Below are 19,377 nucleotides of genomic sequence, written 5' to 3'. Positions count from 1 at the left end.
GCTGTCGGCCGTAGGGCTGCGCCGGGCACCCCCATTGCCGGCCCGGCGCGTCCGCCGGGCGACCTGTTGCATCGGCGCACCCTCAGCCAAGCCTGCCGCGCGGCCCGGTATCATGCTGGCTGACGAGACAGCGGATCGCCGCAACAGGCGCGTGCGCCTTGCCGTGCGCCGGAACCAGCGCCCAGGTCTCGGGACGCGCTCCGCCTTCAATGCCCTCATATTCCCTGGTTCTCCTGCTAACCATCGCTGTGGTCGCCTGTATCGGCATGGCCATCGCCACCTGGCCGCGGCGCGACGATCCGACCGTTCAGGCGTTCCTGGTGCTGGCGCTCGGCGCGGCAGTCTGGAGCGGGGGCCGCCTGCTCGAGATCAGCTCAGCCGACCTGGCGGGCCGCATCCTCTGGGCCAAGGTCCAGTATGTGGGGATCGTGGCCGTGCCGATCGGCTGGCTGGTCGCGATGGTGCACCTGAGCCGCCCGCGCTATGTCGTGCCATGGTCCTGGCTGTTGCTGCCAGTGCTGGCGGCCGTGATCACCGTGGTGCTGGTGTTCACCAACGAGCACCACCACCTGATCTGGCAACGCATCACGCTGATGCCGCCCGGCGTCGCTCCAGGCGCGGTCTTCGAACATGGTGCGGGCTATGCCATCGCTGCCGCCTGGACCTACCTGCTGCTGGCGCTGAGCCTGTATTTCCTGGTCACCGCCGAGGTGCCCAATGACACGCTGTCGCGCCGGGGGCGCGCCATCCTGGCCGCGGGCCTGACGTTGCCAATGGCGGCGCACATTGCCTACATCCTGCGCTGGACCGGCCCGTTCGGCGGCGATCTGACGCCGGCGACCTTTTCGCTGATGGTCGCACTGCTTTGGTTCTGCGCGCTGCGTACGCACCTGGACGACATCGTCCACTACGCGCGGCTGCGCGTGTTCGATGCGCTGGGCGAAGGCTGCGTCATCGTCGACAGGAAGGAAATGATCGTGGCATTCAACCCGGCCGCCGCGCAGCAGTACCCGGCGTTGCGCCGCGGGCTGCGCGTGCCGGCAGCCTGGGAACCGGCGCTGCGTCCTGCCCACGCCGCCAAGGCGAATACGGCAGGCGCGCCCTTCCTGCCACCAGGCTCACCGTTCGAACTGACCGCGGAGCCAGTGTGCCGCCTGGATGGCAGGCAAATCGGCAGCCTGCTGTTCCTGCGCGATATCAGCCGCTTCCAGTCGCGCGAACTGGCCCTGACCGCACGGCTCGGCCAGACCGAAGAGCAGTTGTGGCAGGTGCAGGCCGACCTGGATATCGACGCCCTGACCGGCATCCGCAACCGGCGCTACTTCCAGCGCGAATCGATCGCGGCCGTGGCCCGGGCATGCGAGCGCAGCCAGGCGCTGGGCCTGCTGATCCTGGATGTGGACCAGTTCAAGCAATACAACGACCTGCATGGCCACGTGGCCGGCGACGACTGCCTGCGCCAGATTGCCGGCGCGCTGTGCGGCACGCTGACCGGCGAGCAATTCTGCGCGCGGCTGGGCGGCGAGGAATTCGCGGCGGTGCTGCCCGGCGCCACGCGCAACGAGACCCGCGACGTGGCGCGCCGCATGGTGGCCGCCGTGCGCGACCTGGCCATTGCCCACAACGGCACGCCGGTGCAGCCGGTCGTGACCATCAGCGTGGGCGCGGTCTGGGCCGTGCCCGAGGCGCCGCGGCTGGAGCCGCTGCTGCACCGCGCCGACAGCGCAATGTACGGCGCCAAGCGCGCGGGGCGCAACCGTTTCATGCTGGACGGCGATGCCTGAACGGCATCGCTACGCCGCCGTACCCGCCCGCCCTGCCGTGACTCCGTGCAAGGCCACCAGCCGCGCCGCGGCCTGGCTGACCCACGCGGGCCGCGGCGCGGCATCGAGCCAGTATTTGACCTCCAGCCCCAGTGCGGTATCGCCGCTGATCACCAGCCGGCGCTGGAAGAACAGCGTGTCGGTATCAGCCTCGCCGCCGAGCAGGCGCAGGTAGTCGACCGCGCAGGCGCGCAGCGTGAGTTCAGGTTCAGAGTCCGGCGCCCCGGCATGGAAGCGTCCGCCAGCACAGCGAAACGGCACGGCCAGCCCGAGATCCTGCACCGTCAGCAGGAAGTCATGCCCGTCCAGTGCCGCCGGGGGTTCCAGCCACCCCGCGCGGCGCGCCAGCTCCAGCGCCGCCACCAGCGGCAGCGCCCGGGCGCGGGCGGGCATGCGCCGGTGCACGCCGGCCATCAGCTTGTGCAGCCCGCTCATGCCCGGGCCTCCCAGGCGATGCCCGCGCTGCCGTGCCAGTAGCCGTTGCAGGGCTGGGCGCCGGCGGGCGTGATGCCGCTGGCGGCGGGGGCCTGATCCCCCGCGCGAATTGCCGCGAGCTGATGCACCACCGCCAGCGTGCCCGTCGAATGCGGGCTCACGCGCAGCATTCCCACCCCCGTGCGCGCCATTGCCGGCGCCTCCGCGCACAGGTCCAGGCAGGTGGCGCTCTGCGTCTGCACGCCGTTGAGCGTGAAGAAGGCCTGCCCTTCGCCGGTGGCGGCGACCAGGCCATCCGGATAGTCGATGCAGCGGAACTCGCAACTGTCCTTGCGCAGCCGATGGTGGCGCGCGGTAAAGCAGCGCGCCGAGAACGCCAGCGGCAGGCGTCCCCAGACAAAGGCTTCCAGGCGCATGCCGGTGGGCCGCGCCGCCGCCAGTGCTGCCAGCGTGCTGCCATCCATTTCCACCGGCGCCACGCAGCCGACCGCGCCGAGCCCGGCCAGCCACGCCAGCGTATCGGCGTGATAGACATTGAGATGCGGGCCGCCAATAAAGGGCCGCCCTGTCATGCCGCGCACCGCACCCAGGTCGTTGGCCTCGACCAGGTAGTCGTTCTGGGCACAGGCGCGCCGCATCCAGGCGATATCCGTGTCGGACTCCACCAGCACCGGCGTCGACAGCACCACCTCCTTGCCGGCATCGCGCAGCATCTGTGCGATCTCCAGCCACTGCGCGTGGCGGACTTCGTGGCGGCGCGTGCAGACGGTCTCGCCAAGGTAGACGCGGTCTACCGGCGTGTCGGCCACCGATGCATAGAACTGCATCACGGTCGCGCGCGGCCAGTAGTACAGCAGCGGACCCAGGGCGATGCCGAAATCGGGCAGCGCCGTGGTTTGCGGCATTGCAGCCGCGGCAATCTCTGGCATGGGAAGCTCCATCGTGGCCGGCACGGCCGGTTCAAGGCAGGTGGATGCCATGGGGGTCACCGCCACGGCCGGTCATAGGCGCCTTGCGTGACCTGGTCGCCTTCGGCGTGACGCCCGAGCGTGCTCTGCCATTCCTGGCGCGGCACGAAGCGCGCCGGATCGGCGCAGGCCGCGTCGATGGCCGCGCGCAGCACGCCCACCACATCACCCACATAGCGCGGGCTGCGCTGGCGGCCCTCGATCTTGATGGCGGCGATGCCCATGTCGATCAGCGCCGGCAGCAGCGGCAGAGCATTGAGGCTGGTCGGCTCTTCCAGCACGTACCCGCGTTCGCCCTCCACCTCGAAGCGCCCCTTGCACAGCGTCGGATAGCCGGCCGGCTCGCCTGGTGCATAGCTGTCGATCAGGATGCCCGACAGGCGCGCCTGCATGGTGCCGTCCTGCTCGGTCCAGCGCACCGCGTGCGCAGGCGAGCAGACGCCCCTGTTGTTGGGCGAGTCGCCGGTGGCGTAGGACGACAGCAGGCAGCGCCCCTCGGCCATCACGCACAGGCTGCCGAAGCCGAACACCTCCAGCTCCACGCTGGTCTGGCGCGCCAGCTTGCCGATCTGCGCCAGCGACAGCACGCGCGGCAGCACCACGCGGCGGATATTGAAGCGCTCTCGCATCAGCTCGATGGCGTCGGCATGCGTGGCCGAGCCCTGCACCGACAGGTGCAGGCGCAAGCCCGGATGGCGCTCGCACGCGTAGCCCATCAGGCCGGCGTCGGCCATGATGACCGCGTCGGCGCCAAGGTCCGCCGCGGCATCGACCGCGCGCTGCCACTGTGCCACCGCGCCCATCTGCGCAAAGGTGTTGATGGCAAACAGCACCTCGACGCCGCGCGCATGGGCTTCGGCCACGCCGGTACGGATGTCGGCCTCGGTAAAGTTCAGGCCGCCGAAGTTGCGCGCGTTGGTGGCATCGCGCAGGCCCAGGTAGACCGCGTCGGCGCCGTGCTGCAGTGCCGTGCGCAGGGCCGCCAGCGAACCGGCGGGCGCGACAAGCTGGGGCCGCCGTGGCAGGCTCGCCGCGGCGGATGGGGCTGGAGAGGCTAGCGTCATCGGCAGTGGCGCCGGCGGCGGCGCAGGGATGAGGACAGCGGCCGATGCTAGCCAAGCGCACGCGGCAGGGGCTTGACCGCGCGCAAATCCGCGCCAAAGACACACCGCCCGCGCCGGCCTATGCCGGTTGGCGTAGGCCGATGGCGGGCCACCCCTGCGCGCTTGACCTGCGGCAAACGCGGGCCCGGGCCGCTGTGCCACGCTTGCCCGGTCATTGTTGCGCCAGGCCGCACGCCGGCCCGGCGCCCATCCCCTTCCGGAGACCCACTTATGAATCATCCCTGGCTCAAGCTGGCCGGCCGCCGCCTGCTGCCCATCGTGCAGGGCGGCATGGGCATCGGCATCTCGGCCCACCGGCTGGCCGGCGCCGTCGCGCGCGAGAACGGCGTCGGCACCATCGCCAGCATCGACCTGCGCCACCACCACCCCGACCTGATGGAACGCACGCGCGGCAGCCGCGACAAGCCCGCCATCGAAGCCGCCAACCTCGAGGCGCTCGATCGCGAGATCCGTGCCGCGCGCACGGTATCCGAGGGCCGCGGGCTGATCGCCGTCAACGTGATGAAGGCCGTGGGCTCGCACGCGGCGCTGGTGCGGCAATCGTGCGAAAGCGGCGCCGATGCCATCGTCATGGGCGCGGGGCTGCCGCTGGACCTGCCCGAGCTGACCGCCGGCCACCCCAAGGTGGCGCTGATCCCGATCCTGTCCGAGGCGCGCGGCGTCGGCCTGGTGCTGCGCCGCTGGATGAAGAAGGGCCGGCTGCCCGATGCCATCGTGGTCGAACACCCGGCGCACGCCGGCGGCCACCTGGGCGCGGCCGCCATCCAGGACCTGTCCGAGCCGCGCTTCGCGTTCTCGCGCGTGCTGGCCGAGTGCCGCGAGCTGTTTGCGCAACTGGGGCTGGCCTGGGACAGCATCCCGCTGATCCTGGCCGGCGGCATCGACAGCCACGCCAAGGTGCGCCACTGGCTGGGCCAAGGCGCCGCCGCGGTGCAGCTGGGCACGGCCTTCGCCGTGACCGAGGAATGCGATGCCCACCCGGCCTTCAAGCAAGTACTGGCCACGGCGCGGCCGGAAACCCTGCGCGAGTTCACCAGCGTGGCGGGGCTGCCCGCGCGCGCGGTGCTGACACCGTGGCTGTCGCGCTACCTGTCGAGTGAAGCGCGCCTGCAGCGCCGCGCGCGCGTGCGCGAATGCCTGGAAGGGTTCGATTGCCTGCAGGCTTGCGGGCTGCGCGACGGCATCGCCCGCATCGGCCAGTTCTGCATCGACCTGAAGCTGGCGCAAGCCGTGCGCGGCGATGTGGAGCGCGGCCTGTTCTTCCGCGGCCGGGGCGCGCTGCCCTTCGGCGAGGCGATCCGGCCGGTGGCGGAACTGATGCACTACCTGTTGACGGGGGAAAAGCCTGCGGGGCTGACCCAGGCCCCGGCAGCAGCCTAGCGCATGCCTGTGATGCGCGCCGTAGCCGGCGCCGCGCGGACAGGGCACCCCTCGCCCGCTTGCGGGAGAGGGGTGCAAATCAGCGGCATGCAGACGGGGTCAGCAATCCGAGCGCGGCGGTGGATATATCACGACGTGACAAATCGGTTGCTGCAAACGCATCCCCCAACATGCGCATGCGTCGCCAACCGCACACAAGCCGCGCCGAAGCCGGGTTTACTTGATCTGGCGCAGTAAGCCCCGTCTATCGCGCTGGGAAAATCCCTTTCAACACCAGCCCGCGGCCATGCCCGCGCCGGCTCCCCCGACAGGTAGCCCCCGATACCGCCATGTCCGAAACCGATCCTCCTGCCGCCGGCGCCACGGCGGCATCCGCGTTGCCTGCCCTGCGCCATCGCCTTTCCACGCGCATCATCGCGCTCTCGCTGGCCGTGCTGCTGGTGGTGCTGGGCATGATCTCCGGCACCCTGTGGCTGTCCTGGAAGCTGGAAGGCGCCGGTGCCGCGATCAACGACGCCGGCAGCCTGCGCATGCGCGCCAACCGCGTGGCGATCGAGCTGACACTGGCGCAGGCGCGCCAGGACAATGACCTTGCCGCGCAGGTGCAGGCGCTGGACGCCACGCTGGCCCTGCTGAAGAAGGGCGACCCGGCGCGGCCGCTGTTGCTGCCGGACGAGCCCGCCATCCACGCGCAAATGGCCCGCGTCACCGAGGACTGGCAACAACGGCTGCGGCCGCTGGCGGTGACTGGTACCGGTGATGGCGGCATGCCGGCCAGCGTCGCTGACAAATACATTGCCGCACTGCCCGGCTTTGTCGCCGAGGCCGACCGCCTGGTCGGCATGATCGAACACGACAGCGCGCGCAAGACCGACCTGCTGCGCCTGTCGCAGATCGCGCTGGCACTGATGGCCTGCGTGGGCACGGTGGCCGTGATCTACCTGCTCTACCTGTGGATCATACTGCCGGTGCTGCGGCTGCAGGATGGCCTGCGGCGCATGGCCGCGCGCGAGTTCTCATTGCGCCTGCCGGTGGAAAGCCGCGATGAGTTCGGCACGCTCTGCCAAGGCTTCAACCGCATGGCCGGCGAGCTGCAGGGCCTGTACCAGGACCTCGAGGCCCGCGTGGCGCAGAAGACCGCTGAGCTGGAGCGCCAGAACCGCGACCTGGAAACCCTGTACGAAATGGCCGCTTTCCTGAACCAGGCCGCCGATGCCGAAGCCATGGCGCACGGCTTCCTGGCGCGCGTGATGCGCCAGTTCGATGCGGATGGCGGCAGCGTGCGAGTACTGGACAGCCGGCACGGCAGGATGCACCTGCTGGCGGCAGCGGGGTTGCCTGCCGCGCTGGCCGAAGCCGACTCCTGCGCCTCGGCCAGCGCCTGCCATTGCGGCGACGCCACGCGCGAGGCCGTGATCGCCATCGTCGACCTGCGCGCGGCGCAGCGCGCCGGCGCCGGCGCGCACGAGGAAGCGCCATGCGGCCGCGAGGGTTTCCGGTCGCTGGCGGCATTCCGCATCGAAAGCCAGCGCGGCGCCACTGGCATGTTCGCGCTGCAATTCCGCACGCCGCGCAGGCTGCCGCCGTCGGACCGGCAATTGCTGCAGACGCTGGCGCAGCACCTGGGCACCGCGCTGGAACACCTGCGGCTGTCCGCCACGGCGCGCCAGCTGGCCGTGGTGGAAGAGCGCAACCTGGTGGCGCAGGGCCTGCACGACAGCATTGCGCAGGGCCTGAACTACCTGAACCTGCAGGTGCAGCTGCTGGACGACGCGGTGGCGCGCGACGACCTGGACGAGACCCGCGAGCTGGTGCCGATGCTGCGCCATGGCGTGGAAGAGAGCTACCAGGACGTGCGCGAGCTGCTGAACAACTTCCGCTCGCGGCTCGGCACCGGCGAGTTGCGCCCGGCAGTGGAAGAGACCGTTGGACGCTTTCGCCGGCAATGCCGCACCGAGGCCACGCTGGCCATCGATGAACATGGCGGTGCGTGGCCGTTGTCGCCGGAGCAGCAGCTGCAGGTGTTGTTCATCCTGCAGGAAGCGCTCTCCAACGTGCGCAAGCACGCCATGGCGGCGCATGTGGCGGTGGCGCTCAGCCATGGCCGCGACTTCCGGCTGGTGGTGCACGACGACGGCGAGGGCTTCGACCCGGACGAGCTCGCCACGCGCGCCGACGCCCATATCGGCCTGAACATCATGCGCGAGCGCGCCGCGCGCCTGGGCGCGCAACTGCATGTGCAGGCCCGCCCCGGCAGCGGCGTGCGCATCGAACTGGTGCTGCCGGCCGGCAAGCACGCGACCACGATCCCGGAACGCTCCACCGGCCCCGCCAGCACCACCAGCACCACCAGCACAACCGAGACCCAGCCATGACCATCCGCATCCTGCTGATCGACGACCACACCCTGTTCCGCTCGGGCATCCGCGCGCTGCTGCAGCGGCAGGCCGACTTCGAGATCGTCGACGAGGCCGCCGACGGCGTGGAAGGCATCAAGCGCGCCAAGCAGCACCGCCCCGACGTGATCCTGCTGGACCTGAACATGCCCGGGCTGTCCGGGCTGGAAGCCTTGCAGCTGCTGGTGGAAGACCTGCCGCAGACGGCCGTGATCGTGCTGACGGTGTCCGAGGAAGCCGAGGAGCTGGCCGCCGCGCTGCGCGGCGGCGCACGTGGCTACCTGATCAAGAATATCGAAACCGAGGCGCTGATCGCCGGCATCCGCCGCGCCGCCGCGGGCGAGCCGGTGATCTCCGACAGCATGACGGCCAAGCTGGTGGCGCAGTTCCGGGCACCCGCGCCGGCCGCCGCGCCACGCCAGGATGAGGCGCCGCGGCTGACCGCGCGCGAGCGCGAGATCGTGCAGGGCCTGGCGCGCGGCGAAAGCAACAAGGAGATCGCACGCGACCTGGGCGTGGCCGAAAGCACGGTGAAGATCCATGTGCAGAACATCCTGAAGAAGCTCAACCTGGCCAGCCGGGTACAGGTGGCGGTCTATGCCGTCGAGCACGGGTTGAATGCGGCAGGCTGAGCACGGCCCTTTTACGCTGCACGGCGAAAGTGTGCCGCCAGCACAGGTAGCGCAGGCACCACGGCGGCTGTGCGGCCCGCCACGGCAGCCCTGATGCGCGATACGTCGTCCGAGTCCTACACCGATATCAGCCCGTGCCCGGGGGGATGCCCGCGCCCCTTGCGCTACGCTGAATTCCAGGCGCACGGCTCCCCGGAGCCGCCCCGGTCCGGAAGCCTTGCGGCTTCCCCGATCCACGAACAAGGAGCACGCCATGGGACTCGGCACCATCCTTCTGATCATTCTTGTCTTGCTGCTGGTCGGGGCCTTGCCCGCCTGGCCGTACAGTACCGGCTGGGGCTACTGGCCAAGCGGCGGCATGGGCCTGATCGTCCTGATCGTGGTGCTGCTGGTGGTGCTGGGCCGGATATAGCGTCCGGCCCGCAGCAGGCGATGCCCGCGCGGCTCGCGAGCCGCGCGGGCACAGGGGCCTGCACGCGCCGCTACCCTTGTAGCGGCGGCGCCTGGGGCCTATAACGAAGCGCGGGCGTGCACCGCTGCATCGCCCGGCCCTTCCCACTCTTCGCAAGGAGACTCAGATGCCAGCAAAATCCAAGGCGCAACAACAGGCCGCCGGAGCGGCGCTCTCCGCAAAGCGCGGCGAGAAGAAGGCCGGTTCGCTGAAAGGACCTTCACGCTCGATGAACAAGTCGATGAGCGAGAAGGCACTCGACAAGATGGCTTCGACCCCGACCAAGGGCATGCCGAAGCACAAGTCGGACAGCTGATCCGTAAACGCCGGCCTCCTGCGGGAGACCGGCTGGCCCCGTGGTGAGCGAGCGTCATCCGCTCTTTCCGTTTTTGATGGCGTCGGGCGCCGCTGCCGGCATCTGGCAGCGCAGCGTGCCCGCAGCCTAGGACGCTGTGGTGGCCGTAGCCGGACCGCTGCCAGCAGTCCGACCCCTGTGTCCGCGCGAGACGCGCGCCTGCCGCTTGGCGGCGTGGTTCTCGCGCGCCTCGTCCAGGGAGTGGCTCGACTTGATGCCGTCTTCCTTGTCGGCAAGCTCGGCCAGGTGGCGATAGAACATCACCAGCTGGCGCAGTTCTTCCTCATCCATGTCTTCGATCGACACCAGCATGTTGCTGGCTTCACGGTGCGAGGCGAGCAGTTCATTCAGCTTCAGGTGGACCGCCACCGCGTCCTTGTTCTGGCTCTGCTGGATCAGGAACACCATCAGGAAGGTGACGATGGTGGTGCCCGTATTGATGACCAGCTGCCAGGTTTCCGAGTAGCCAAACATCGGACCGGTGATGGCCCATGCGACGACCACGGCTAGCGCCAGCACGAATGCGGTGGGCGACCCCGCGCGCCGGGTCGCCGCGCCGGCAAAGCGGTCAAACAGGTGCAGCACGCTGGCATGTTTGCCGGACCCGGACCGATGGCCGAGGCCAGGTGGCATTGGGCTGGATTTGCTCATCGTTGCGCTCCTACGGAATGCATCGCCGGATCGGGCCGGCGCGCGGCCTTGGGCAGGTGAATCACCAGGCCTGAACGGCGGGCTGAAAAAGCGAAACGCCGGACCTGCCTCCGGCGCCTCGCTCCCCCGGCTTCATGCCAACCGCTCAGCCCCACGGGTCATACCGGTCCGCCTCCCAATATGGCGAAATCCCGTAGTACTGGTGGATGCTGGTCGCCCACTGCGAATCCGCCATGGCGGGCCAGTGGTCCTTGTCAAACCCCGGTGCTGCCTTGAGCCTGTCCCGCTCTACGCCGAGCACGAAGCACTTGCGCCGCGTATCCAGCGTCAGCGCGGACCACGGCAACGCAAAGCGCTTTTCGCCGATGCCGAGGAAGCCGCCCATCGCCAGCACGGCGTAGGCGACGCGCCCGCCCAGCACGTCGATCATGATGTGGTCGATGGTGCCGATATCGTCGCCGGCAGGGTCAACCACCTTGTTGCCTTCGAGCGTATCGGCCGCCATCACGAACGGGCCAGGACCCGGGGAATCGCGGTCAATGCCGCCCACGATGGATGCGCCGCGCGACTTTTCGCCGGTGGCTTCAGGTTGAACTGGGTTCATCGATGCCTCCTCTTGGCATTTCCGTTGCGGAAAGGGTGCAGAAGCTTTTGAAGCGGCCCGCGATGATGGGCGCTTCAGCGTTTGGACGGCTTGGCCGAGGCGCCCTTGCGCTGGCCGGCCGGCTTGGCCCCCACGGGCTGCGCTTCGCTGCCTCGCCTGAGCTTCCAGTCGACATCATCGCGCGCGGTCTGCGTCCTCTTTTCGGCATGCATGGCTGCGCTCGGCGAGATCGGGTCGCTGGCCGGGAATGTCATCTCCAGCGAATCGTCCACGGCGGCCTGGTAGGTCCTGGCTTCCTTGCTGCGCTGCTTGTCGCCGGCGGCTGGCTTGCTGCCAGCGCTGGCCTTGCCCGCGGACGGACCGCTCACGCGGCCAGCCTGCGACTTGTCGGCTTTCGGGGATGTCATCGCCTTGGCAGCCTTCGACGCCTTGGCTGACTTGCGGCTGGCTTTGGGCATGGTCGTTCCCTCCTTGGTTGGTTCATTCATCCTTGCAAGGGGCGGGCCAGACCGACGCGTGCCATGCGCAAGGCCACCGGGCGCTGTGAACGCCGCCGCCAACGCGGTGCGTGGCGTGCGCGGCTGCCTTGTCGGGCAGGCGGTACGCGTAGCGTTGGGGCCTGGCCGGTAAAAACTACATCAGTGTGCGCGGCTGCATTGGGGCGCCAGGGCAGGCGGCGCGTCAGGCGCGGCGCATGTGGCGCGGGAACCTGACGGCAATGCAGACGCTGATCTTGTCGCTGTCGCAACCGTCGGTCTCCGCGCTCTGCGCCGCCCCGTGCATTTCCACCATGCGGCGCGTCAGCAGCAGGGCGCTGCTTTGCCGGGACTGGGACGCGCCGCCCTGCGCCGGCCGGCGGCCGAAGAAATCCGTCAGCGCGGCCAGCCGGCTGGCACCGCGCTGACGGTCCAGCGGCGGGCTTTCGGTAATGCGCAGCTTGACGCAATCCGCCTCGCTGGACAGGTGTACGCCGACCGCGCCGCCAGCCGGGGCGCGCCAGATGCAGTGCACCAGCAGGTGCCGCAGCAGCGGGGCCAGCCGCGCGGCGTCGCCGTCGATCCAATAGTCGCTTGCCGACAAGCCCGGCGCTTCCGGCACATCCTGCGATTGCGGCGCTTCGCAGGATTGCGGCGATTCAGCAGCCGCGCCGTCCGTGGTCAGTGGGGACAGCAGCACGCCGCGCGCGTCGGCCGCGGCGCGGCGGTCGGCAATAGCCCGGGCGACCAGCGCCAGCAGGTCAATGTGCTGCCAGTTCGGCATGCTCTCGTCGGCCAGCAGCCGCACCGCTTCCTCCATTTCCTCGATCAGCGCCAGTTGCTGCCGCATGCCGGAGCGGATGCCATCCAGCGCGCGCTGTGCCGGCGCCGGTGTGGTATCGAGGGCGCGGTCCAGTACATAGGCCCAGCTCTGGATGGCGTTCAGCGACGAGCGCAGATCGTGCGCGGACTGCTCGATCAGCGCGCCGACCTCCTGCACGCCGCGCACGGCCTCGGCAGGCGGGTCAGGAGCGTCCGGCTGGCCGGACTGCGGGGATTGCTGCGTCATGTGCATGTCGGCAGGGTCGGCCGCCGGGCTTGACAGGCCGGATCGGCCGGGGTTGTTGCATTGCAAGGAAGCAAGAAACGTGCTGTGCGGGCCGCAGCCGCCGCCCGGCTTGCGCCAGAAACCCGCAATCCCCGCGGCCACAAGCCATCGCGCACGCGGTCAGCCGGTCGCCGAGGAACCCGTGTCGTTGCGCGAGGCGCGCAGCCACTCCGGCAATTCGCCACGGGCGGCATAATCTTCCAGCCGGTTGTACAAAGTCTTCAGGCTGATCCCCAGGATCTCCGCGGCATGCTTTTTCACGCCGGCGCACTGTTCGAGCGTGGCGAAGATCAGCTGGCGGTCGGCGTCGGCCAGCGACATGCCCACCGGCACCGACACCACCGCCGTGCCCGGCGCCTGCGTGGCCGCGACCTGCAGCGGCACCTGCACTTCGGCGATGAGGTCATCGTCGGCCATGATGAAGGCGCGCTGCACGAAGTTGCGCAACTCCCGCACATTGCCGGGCCATGCATGCAGGCGCAGGCTGTCCAGCACATTGGGCGCAAAGCGGCGTTGCGTGCCCTGCTCGGCATTGAGCTGCTCCAGCATCATGTTGGCGATCTGGATCACATCGTCGCCGCGCGCGCGCAGCGGCGGCAGTTCCACCGGGAACACATTGAGGCGGTGGAACAGGTCGGCGCGCAGCTTGCCGTCGGCCACGGCCTCCTCGGGGTTGCGGTTGGTGGCCGCCAGCACGCGCACATCGGCATGGCACTCGCGGTTGGTCCCGACGCGCATGAAGGTGCCGGTCTCCAGCACCCGCAGCAGCTTGACCTGCAACTCCGCCGGCATCTCGGTGATCTCGTCCAGGAACAGGGTGCCGCCGTCGGCGCGCTCGAAATAGCCCTTGTGCTGGCGGTCCGCGCCGGTGAAGCTGCCGCGCTCGTGCCCGAACATCTCGCTCTCGATCAGCGTGGGCGAGATCGCGCCGCAGTTGACCGCCAGGAACGGCTGGCGCCGGCGCGAGGACAGCTCGTGCACGGTCTGCGCGGCAAGCTCCTTGCCGGTGCCGCTTTCGCCGATCAGCAGCACGGTGGCTTCAGTGGGCGCCACGCGCGCGAGCTGGTCGTAGACCACCTGCATCACCTCGGAACTGCCCATGAGCCGGCCAAAGCGGCCATAGCGGCGTAGTTCGCCGCGCAGCGAATGGATCTCCGCACGCAGCTCGCCCGTGGTGGCCAGGCGCCTGAGCACGGTCTGCAGGCGCGCCACATTGATGGGCTTGACCAGGTAATCGGTCGCGCCGGCGCGCAGCGCTTCCACCGCGCTTTCCACGCTGGCGTAGCCGGTGGTCAGGATGACGTCGACACCCGAGGCACCGACTTCCTCGAACAGTTCCATGCCATTGCCGTCCGGCAGGCGCAGGTCGGCCACGATCGCCTCCGGCATGCGCCAGCCGATCTGCAGCCGCGCTTCGCGCAGGCTGCCGGCGGTGGCCGAGGTGAAGCCCTCCATGGCCACGATCTCAGCCAGCGCGGCGCAGGCGTTTTCGTCGTCATCGACAATCAGGATGTGGGGCATACGATCCGTCAGTGAGACCTAATCGAAACTTGGCCAAAGGCGGTGGGGCACCTGCTTCCGGATGGGACGTCCGTCGGCACGCTCCATGCGTGGCGGGCACGACGGGCACAGGGGGCGGCACGGCTTTGACTGCGGACTCTGGTCCACATGGATGGTCCACACTGCGTATTGCAAGTCTAAGCCCGGGCAGGCACGACCGTTGCCGGTGTCCGTCTGACACAGGGGTCGGAACTTTCCGCACGGGTCCGCATGGCTATGGCAACCCCTCCCGGCAAGGGCTAGCATAGGAACTTCTGCCGACAACCGCACCCCAAAACCGAGTCTCCGTCGCGAGTATCCACCGGCCCCCACCGTGCCAGTGACAGCCAGCACACCGCGGCGCAGCCATGCCGCACCCGCTTCAAGCCAGCCTGCCGGCACGGCTGCGCCGGCAGGCGCAGCCGTGCCCCGCCGGGCCATGCCGTCCCAGGTGTCGCTGCTGCGGGAAAGCACATCGCCCGCGATGCAGCGCGTGCTGGCCCAGATCGAGCGCGTGGCCCCCACCGATGTCACCATGCTGGCGGTAGGGGAAAGCGGCTCGGGCAAGGAAGTGGTGGCGCGCGCCGTGCATGAGCGCAGCGCTCGCCACAACGGCCCCTTTATCGCCGTCAACTGCGGCGCCATCCAGCCCACCCTGATCGAGTCCGAATTGTTCGGCCATGAGAAAGGCGGCTTCACCGGCGCGATCGAGCAGAAGGCCGGCTACTTCGAGCAGGCGCAGGGCGGCACGCTGTTTCTCGACGAAGTCACTGAAATGCCGCTCGAGATGCAGATCAAGCTGTTGCGCGTGCTGGAGGGCCGCACCTTCCACCGTGTCGGCGGCGATACGCCGATCACCACCGACGTGCGCATCCTGGCTGCCACCAACCGCGACCCGGTCGAGGCCGTACGCGGAGGCCAGCTGCGTGAAGACCTGCTGTACCGGCTGGCCGTGTTTCCGCTGCATATCCCGCCGCTGCGCGAACGGCCCGAGGATATCGTGCCGCTGGCACGCCACTTCCTGGCCGAATACAACGCCATGGAGCGCACCGACAAGTCATTCTCCGCAGGGTCGCTTGACCGGCTGGTCCGCTACGACTGGCCCGGCAATGTGCGCGAGCTGAAGAACGCGGTCTACCGTGCCTTTATCCTGGCCGACAAGGTCGTGGAGGTCGGCAACCCCAACCTGGCGACGCAGCCGCCGCGGCCCACCACCGTCGACGGCGTGGTCAACGTGCGCGTCGGCACTACGCTGGCCGATACCCAGCGCGAGATCATCATGGCCACGCTGGCGCGCTTTGACGGCGACAAGCGCCAGGCCGCGCGTGCGCTCGGCATCAGCCTGAAGACGCTGTATAACCGCCTGGACACCTACCGTTCCTTGTGAGGGGGCGGGCACCGGCTCGGCCACCGCGCAGGCAGTTGCCGGGCAAACAGGCAAGGGTCTGTTCACATATAAAGCGTGCGCGCGCAAGGGGGATACGCGGCGCAGGGCTAGGCGCCAGTCGCGCCGCTTGGTCATTCCAAGCAAGCGGCTGGCAACGACGCCATGCGCCGCGTATCCCCCTTGCCCTGCGGGTTGGCCCGAGCCGGGGCCATCTACTTTGTCGGGCGCCTTGCAAAGGGAATGACCCTTTGCGGCGACGCCCTTCGCGTAGCTGACCCCGGCTCGGGCCAACGCGCGTACGTTTTATATGGGAACAGACCCTAGCGCCGCCGCCACTGGACCATCGCCGCGACCGCCGCCGAAGCGCCAACCACCAGCGCCGTGGCCAACATGGGATACCGCGCCGTGGTGGTATAGGGGCACGAATGCAGCGCGGCACGGGTGCCGGTGCGTTCCTGCAGGCCGCTGCCGCTGCCGTACAGCGCGTTGTCCTCGATCGGGCCGGCCGGATGGCGCGTCTGCTGCGCGCGGCCCATGAAGCGGCGCATAAAGCGGTCGAAGGTGTGCGGCGCATGGTACGCCGCGGCCGAGAACGCCTTGGCGGCCGCGCCCACGAACAGCTCGCGGCGCGGATTCTCGGCGGCGAACAGGATGGCATCGGCCGCCAGCGCCGGGTCATACAGCGGCGGCGGCAGGCGCGGCTCGACCTCGAGGAAGTTCTTGGCGTGCATCGCCAGCGGCGTCTCCAGCCCCGCCGGCTTGATCAGCGTCACGCTGACCGGCGCCTGTTCCTGCTCCAGTTCCAGCCGCAGCGAATCGGTAAAGCCCTTGATCGCATGTTGCGAGGCCGCATAGGCGCTCTGCAGCGGCATGGGGCCATCGGCCGCCTCGCTGCCCATGTTGATGATGGCGCCGCCGTGCTCGCGCAAGTGCGCTGCCGCCGCCAGCGAGCCATGCACGGTGCCCCAGTAATTGGTGTCGAACAGGCGCCGCTGGTCTTCCAGCGGCACATCGCAATGGCGCCCGAAGATTGTGACGCCCGCGTTGTTGATCCAGGTGTCGAACCGGCCGAAGCGCTCGATGGCGGCCTGCGCCACCTTGCCAACGTCTTCATGCTTGCCGACATCGGCCACGATGGTGATGACTTCGCTACCCTGCTCGCGCAGCTCTTCGGCCAACTGGTGCAACGATCCCTCGCTGCGCGCCACCAGCACCAGACGCGCCCCCTGCTGCGCCGCCTTGCGCGCGGTGATCAGGCCCACGCCGCTGCTGGCGCCGGTCAGGACAATGACCTGCGCGCTGATTCTCTTCAGGGTCGGTTTCATCTGCCGCCTCCTTGGGGAGCCTGGCATGGCGCCGGGCGTGCCGGTTGGGAGCCGCAAGGAACGTTCCCGTCGCGCCCCGGCTGTGACGGCGGAAGGCGGGCATGACGACCACGGCAGATTTACAACAGCCGGTAAGAACCACATGCCCGCGCCGCTGCAGGACGGGCGCCGATTTCAACATCCGCAGGCAAGCGCCGCGGTGCCGACCGCTCCTCTTTCAGCCTAGACGTTCCATAGCAACCGTCAACGTCTGAGCCGTCTTCCAGAAGTCGCGCCAGGGATCGGTGCGCTGAAAACTCAGATACTCACGCACATTGCGCACGGTCCAATAGTCCGGGCCCCTCAGTTCCGGGAGTTGACGCCATGACACTGGCATCGATACCCCCATGCCGGGGCGGGCTCGGGCCGAAAATGCGGCGACAGTCGTCTGCCCGAAGCCATTGCGAAGGTAGTCCACGAACACCTTGCCTTTGCGGTTACTGGCTCCCGATTTGGCGACAAAGCGTTCGGGAAGAATCTTCGCCAGATGACGCACCACGGCCCGTGAAAAGCCCTTGACCGCGGTGTAATCCAACTCCGGCGCTAGTGGGACTACAATGTGCAGGCCCTTTCCCCCGCTGGTCTTGAGCCATGATTTCAACGCCAGCTCCCTCAAAAAGCCTTGCACCACTTTCGCCGCCTCCTGGACATGCTGCCACGGCACACCTTCGCCCGGGTCAAGGTCGAAGACAATGCGGTCTGGGTAGCGAAGCGCTGCAACCGTCGAGTTCCAGGTGTGAAACTCAACTGAATTAAGTTGAGCGGCTGCGACTAGTGCGTCGGCTGAATCGACTGTCACCAAGGCACCATGTCCTGGCCACAACGATTTCGGATGCTCGGTAAGCCCTGGCAGCCGGCTCGATTCGAGGTGTCTTTGGAAGAAGACTTCCTTGTCAATGCCATCCGGTGCTCGCAAGAGTGCTACTGGACGCGCAACAAGATGGGGGAGCATCCAGTCCGCCACGCTTTCATAGTATCGAACCAGATCCAGCTTCCTGATACCGCTTGCGGGATCGATCACGCGTTTGGGGTTAGTTACTTTCACTGAACTGCGAGACACGCTGACGCTGGGATCGAATTGAACCGCTTCCTGATGGATGTCCTTCGGCGACTTGTCGCTGCGCAAACCTTTGAATGAGGCATGACGGACACGGCCATCGCGTGTCCACTCGGAAAACTCCACCTCCGCTACCATTCTTGGCTTAACCCAATGTATGGCACTTGACCTGCCACGTGGCAAATGTTCGAGACCGGTCTCAGCCGGATCGAAAGGTGGATCACTGGCCTGCAGTGTTTCAAGTTTTCGCCGCAGTTCAGCGGCAGTTTTCCTGGTCCAACCGGTACCAACACTACCGGCAAATCGAAGTTCATCCTGCTTGTAAACACCCAGCAGAAGCCGACCGACTTCTCCGGGTGTAGCTGCGCGCTCGCCAAAACCACAGATGACGAACTCCTGCCGCAATTTACACTTCACCTTTAACCAGTCAGAACTTCGCGTCGAGGTGTAGGGCGAATCAGCCCGCTTCAACAGCAAGCCTTCCAAGCCAATCTCACATGCGGCCCGAAAGACCTCCGCCGGTGGCGCGTCGAAGCTCTCGCTGAACCGCACCCGCTCACTCTTCCCATCAATCAATGTCGCCAGATGGGTACGGCGCACGCTCAACGGGCAGCGCCGAAGGTCGCGTCCCTCCCAGTACGGAATATCAAAGACAAAATAAACAATTTCGTTCTTACCCCGGTTTTTTAACACATTCTGCAACGCGTTGAAGTCAGGCAAGCCATCGCGCAGTACAATGATCTCGCCATCAATCCAGCCCTCGGAGATATCCAGCTTCTCAAGCGCTAATGCGAGACTCTTCAGCTTCCTCGTCCAGTCCTCGCCTCCACGAGTAAAAAGGGCCACCTTTGATTCAAGAATTCTGGCCAGAATCCTGTATCCATCGAATTTTGCCTCGATGATCCAGGTTCCTCCATCCGGCAATGACGTTGTCGGCGTTGCGAGTTGCGGGGACAGGTGAGTCGGTGCGTTTGACTTTCGCGCTCCGACCAGATGCGCTCCTGGAGCCCTGGCGGTATTCGCGCCCGCTGTCGGCGCATCGAGAGGGTCAAGCGGATGCGCAATGACGCTGTCAGGGTACGCGGTGATGACGTCAAAATCAGCCAGTGACCGCGCCCACTGGTCTCGCTTCTTAAACAGTATCCAATGATCGCCTGTGTCTTGGGGCTTCGAGATTCGGACCAGTTCCCAACGCCCCGCGAGCTTCCGACCGTGCAGCAGAAATTCCAGCTTCCCGGCCTCGATGCCAGCTTGGGGTTCGCCAACTGGCTCCCATGTCCCGCGATCCCAGACAATAACCGTACCCGCGCCATACTGCCTTGGCGGAATCGTACCCTCGAAGCTTGCGTAGTCGAGCGGATGATTCTCCACGTGGATCGCCATCCGCTTCTCCGCTGGATCGAGACTTGGCCCTTTTGGGACAGCCCAACTCAACAGCACACCGTCAAGCTCGAGCCGGAAGTCGTAATGCAGACGTCTGGCCCAGTGCTTTTGAACTACGAATCGGAGCGCGCGCGCTTTGCTGCGCCTCCTCCGACCGCTTCCAGAAGGTTCGGTGGTAATGCGGAAATCACGCTTCCCGCGGTACCGGTCAAGTACTTCATGTGCCATCCAGATAGCTTACACA

General features: G+C 67.7%; 17 protein-coding genes. 7 read left to right on the top strand and 10 right to left on the bottom strand.

The annotated features are described in order from the left end of the window. Positions 1-209: 209 nt before the first annotated feature. A complete protein-coding gene (locus ACZ5MJ_RS27190; RefSeq protein ID WP_464224028.1) occupies positions 210-1,784 on the top strand; it encodes a histidine kinase N-terminal 7TM domain-containing protein in 1,575 nt (524 codons plus the stop codon). Between the two features lie 9 nt (positions 1,785-1,793). Here ACZ5MJ_RS27190 and ubiT read toward each other — a convergent pair whose 3' ends face one another. From ubiT to ubiU, 3 genes are read right to left on the bottom strand one after another with little or no spacing between them, the layout of a single operon-like run. Continuing rightward, positions 1,794-2,258, bottom strand: a complete 465-nt coding sequence (gene ubiT, locus ACZ5MJ_RS27185) for a ubiquinone anaerobic biosynthesis accessory factor UbiT (RefSeq protein WP_464224027.1) — start codon at positions 2,256-2,258, stop codon at positions 1,794-1,796. Further along, positions 2,255-3,187, bottom strand: coding sequence for a U32 family peptidase (locus ACZ5MJ_RS27180; protein WP_464224026.1), 933 nt, complete (start codon positions 3,185-3,187; stop codon positions 2,255-2,257). The genes ubiT and ACZ5MJ_RS27180 overlap by 4 nt, the downstream gene beginning before the upstream one ends. 56 nt (positions 3,188-3,243) lie before the next feature. Next, on the bottom strand, positions 3,244-4,290 hold the full coding sequence (gene ubiU / locus ACZ5MJ_RS27175; protein ID WP_464224025.1) for a ubiquinone anaerobic biosynthesis protein UbiU: 1,047 nt from the start codon (positions 4,288-4,290) through the stop codon (positions 3,244-3,246). A gap of 270 nt (positions 4,291-4,560) precedes the next feature. Between ubiU and ACZ5MJ_RS27170 the strand changes: the two genes are divergently transcribed. From ACZ5MJ_RS27170 to ACZ5MJ_RS27150, 5 genes are all read left to right on the top strand, one after another. Beyond that, positions 4,561-5,730, top strand: a complete 1,170-nt coding sequence (locus ACZ5MJ_RS27170; RefSeq protein ID WP_464224024.1) for an NAD(P)H-dependent flavin oxidoreductase — start codon at positions 4,561-4,563, stop codon at positions 5,728-5,730. Positions 5,731-6,059: 329 nt separating this feature from the next. Continuing rightward, positions 6,060-8,105, top strand: a complete 2,046-nt coding sequence (locus ACZ5MJ_RS27165) for a type IV pili methyl-accepting chemotaxis transducer N-terminal domain-containing protein (protein WP_464224023.1) — start codon at positions 6,060-6,062, stop codon at positions 8,103-8,105. Further along, positions 8,102-8,758 (top strand): response regulator, encoded by a 657-nt coding sequence (locus tag ACZ5MJ_RS27160; protein WP_464224021.1) that lies wholly within the window; start codon positions 8,102-8,104, stop codon positions 8,756-8,758. The genes ACZ5MJ_RS27165 and ACZ5MJ_RS27160 overlap by 4 nt, the downstream gene beginning before the upstream one ends. A 253-nt stretch (positions 8,759-9,011) precedes the next feature. Further along, positions 9,012-9,170 (top strand): DUF3309 family protein, encoded by a 159-nt coding sequence (locus ACZ5MJ_RS27155; protein WP_464224020.1) that lies wholly within the window; start codon positions 9,012-9,014, stop codon positions 9,168-9,170. A 166-nt stretch (positions 9,171-9,336) separates the two neighbouring features. Beyond that, positions 9,337-9,525 carry a DUF3008 family protein gene (locus ACZ5MJ_RS27150; RefSeq protein WP_464224019.1) on the top strand — a complete coding sequence of 63 codons (189 nt, stop codon included), beginning with the start codon at positions 9,337-9,339 and terminating at the stop codon, positions 9,523-9,525. Positions 9,526-9,651: 126 nt separating this feature from the next. Here ACZ5MJ_RS27150 and ACZ5MJ_RS27145 read toward each other — a convergent pair whose 3' ends face one another. The 5 genes from ACZ5MJ_RS27145 to ACZ5MJ_RS27125 all read right to left on the bottom strand — a co-directional run bounded on the left by ACZ5MJ_RS27145 (position 9,652) and on the right by ACZ5MJ_RS27125 (position 13,924). Continuing rightward, positions 9,652-10,215 carry a low affinity iron permease family protein gene (locus ACZ5MJ_RS27145; protein WP_464224018.1) on the bottom strand — a complete coding sequence of 188 codons (564 nt, stop codon included), beginning with the start codon at positions 10,213-10,215 and terminating at the stop codon, positions 9,652-9,654. A 145-nt stretch (positions 10,216-10,360) separates the two neighbouring features. After that, complete coding sequence (locus ACZ5MJ_RS27140) at positions 10,361-10,819, bottom strand: PRC-barrel domain-containing protein (protein ID WP_464224017.1); 459 nt, start codon at positions 10,817-10,819, stop codon at positions 10,361-10,363. Positions 10,820-10,893: 74 nt separating this feature from the next. Next, a complete protein-coding gene (locus ACZ5MJ_RS27135; RefSeq protein ID WP_464224016.1) occupies positions 10,894-11,277 on the bottom strand; it encodes a hypothetical protein in 384 nt (127 codons plus the stop codon). A gap of 223 nt (positions 11,278-11,500) precedes the next feature. Further along, positions 11,501-12,364, bottom strand: a complete 864-nt coding sequence (locus tag ACZ5MJ_RS27130) for a sensor histidine kinase (protein ID WP_464224015.1) — start codon at positions 12,362-12,364, stop codon at positions 11,501-11,503. Positions 12,365-12,523: 159 nt separating this feature from the next. Continuing rightward, entirely contained in the window at positions 12,524-13,924 is a 1,401-nt protein-coding gene (locus ACZ5MJ_RS27125) for a sigma-54-dependent transcriptional regulator (RefSeq protein ID WP_464224014.1), read from the bottom strand. Positions 13,925-14,276: 352 nt separating this feature from the next. On the opposite strand from ACZ5MJ_RS27125, the gene ACZ5MJ_RS27120 reads away from it, so the two are divergent. Then, complete coding sequence (locus ACZ5MJ_RS27120; RefSeq protein ID WP_464224013.1) at positions 14,277-15,329, top strand: sigma-54 interaction domain-containing protein; 1,053 nt, start codon at positions 14,277-14,279, stop codon at positions 15,327-15,329. A gap of 320 nt (positions 15,330-15,649) precedes the next feature. On the opposite strand, the gene ACZ5MJ_RS27115 is transcribed toward ACZ5MJ_RS27120, so the two are convergent. Further along, positions 15,650-16,654 carry an SDR family oxidoreductase gene (locus ACZ5MJ_RS27115; RefSeq protein WP_464224012.1) on the bottom strand — a complete coding sequence of 335 codons (1,005 nt, stop codon included), beginning with the start codon at positions 16,652-16,654 and terminating at the stop codon, positions 15,650-15,652. A gap of 217 nt (positions 16,655-16,871) precedes the next feature. After that, entirely contained in the window at positions 16,872-19,361 is a 2,490-nt protein-coding gene (gene ligD / locus ACZ5MJ_RS27110) for a DNA ligase D (protein ID WP_464224011.1), read from the bottom strand. Positions 19,362-19,377: the final 16 nt, after the last annotated feature.

Source organism: Cupriavidus sp. LA-1, assembly GCF_055385985.1.
Note: the sequence above shows the minus strand (reverse complement) of the source record. Positions and strands in the feature narration are given on the sequence as shown.

What these genes read in the sequence shown, in the direction of transcription:
- ACZ5MJ_RS27190 (WP_464224028.1), top strand. Translation starts at nt 210, where the DNA reads ATGCCCTCATATTCCCTGGTTCTCCTGCTAACCATCGCTGTGGTCGCC.
- ubiT (WP_464224027.1), bottom strand. Translation starts at nt 2,258, where the DNA reads ATGAGCGGGCTGCACAAGCTGATGGCCGGCGTGCACCGGCGCATGCCC.
- ACZ5MJ_RS27180 (WP_464224026.1), bottom strand. Translation starts at nt 3,187, where the DNA reads ATGCCAGAGATTGCCGCGGCTGCAATGCCGCAAACCACGGCGCTGCCC.
- ubiU (WP_464224025.1), bottom strand. Translation starts at nt 4,290, where the DNA reads ATGACGCTAGCCTCTCCAGCCCCATCCGCCGCGGCGAGCCTGCCACGG.
- ACZ5MJ_RS27170 (WP_464224024.1), top strand. Translation starts at nt 4,561, where the DNA reads ATGAATCATCCCTGGCTCAAGCTGGCCGGCCGCCGCCTGCTGCCCATC.
- ACZ5MJ_RS27165 (WP_464224023.1), top strand. Translation starts at nt 6,060, where the DNA reads ATGTCCGAAACCGATCCTCCTGCCGCCGGCGCCACGGCGGCATCCGCG.
- ACZ5MJ_RS27160 (WP_464224021.1), top strand. Translation starts at nt 8,102, where the DNA reads ATGACCATCCGCATCCTGCTGATCGACGACCACACCCTGTTCCGCTCG.
- ACZ5MJ_RS27155 (WP_464224020.1), top strand. Translation starts at nt 9,012, where the DNA reads ATGGGACTCGGCACCATCCTTCTGATCATTCTTGTCTTGCTGCTGGTC.
- ACZ5MJ_RS27150 (WP_464224019.1), top strand. Translation starts at nt 9,337, where the DNA reads ATGCCAGCAAAATCCAAGGCGCAACAACAGGCCGCCGGAGCGGCGCTC.
- ACZ5MJ_RS27145 (WP_464224018.1), bottom strand. Translation starts at nt 10,215, where the DNA reads ATGAGCAAATCCAGCCCAATGCCACCTGGCCTCGGCCATCGGTCCGGG.
- ACZ5MJ_RS27140 (WP_464224017.1), bottom strand. Translation starts at nt 10,819, where the DNA reads ATGAACCCAGTTCAACCTGAAGCCACCGGCGAAAAGTCGCGCGGCGCA.
- ACZ5MJ_RS27135 (WP_464224016.1), bottom strand. Translation starts at nt 11,277, where the DNA reads ATGCCCAAAGCCAGCCGCAAGTCAGCCAAGGCGTCGAAGGCTGCCAAG.
- ACZ5MJ_RS27130 (WP_464224015.1), bottom strand. Translation starts at nt 12,364, where the DNA reads ATGACGCAGCAATCCCCGCAGTCCGGCCAGCCGGACGCTCCTGACCCG.
- ACZ5MJ_RS27125 (WP_464224014.1), bottom strand. Translation starts at nt 13,924, where the DNA reads ATGCCCCACATCCTGATTGTCGATGACGACGAAAACGCCTGCGCCGCG.
- ACZ5MJ_RS27115 (WP_464224012.1), bottom strand. Translation starts at nt 16,654, where the DNA reads ATGAAACCGACCCTGAAGAGAATCAGCGCGCAGGTCATTGTCCTGACC.
- ligD (WP_464224011.1), bottom strand. Translation starts at nt 19,361, where the DNA reads ATGGCACATGAAGTACTTGACCGGTACCGCGGGAAGCGTGATTTCCGC.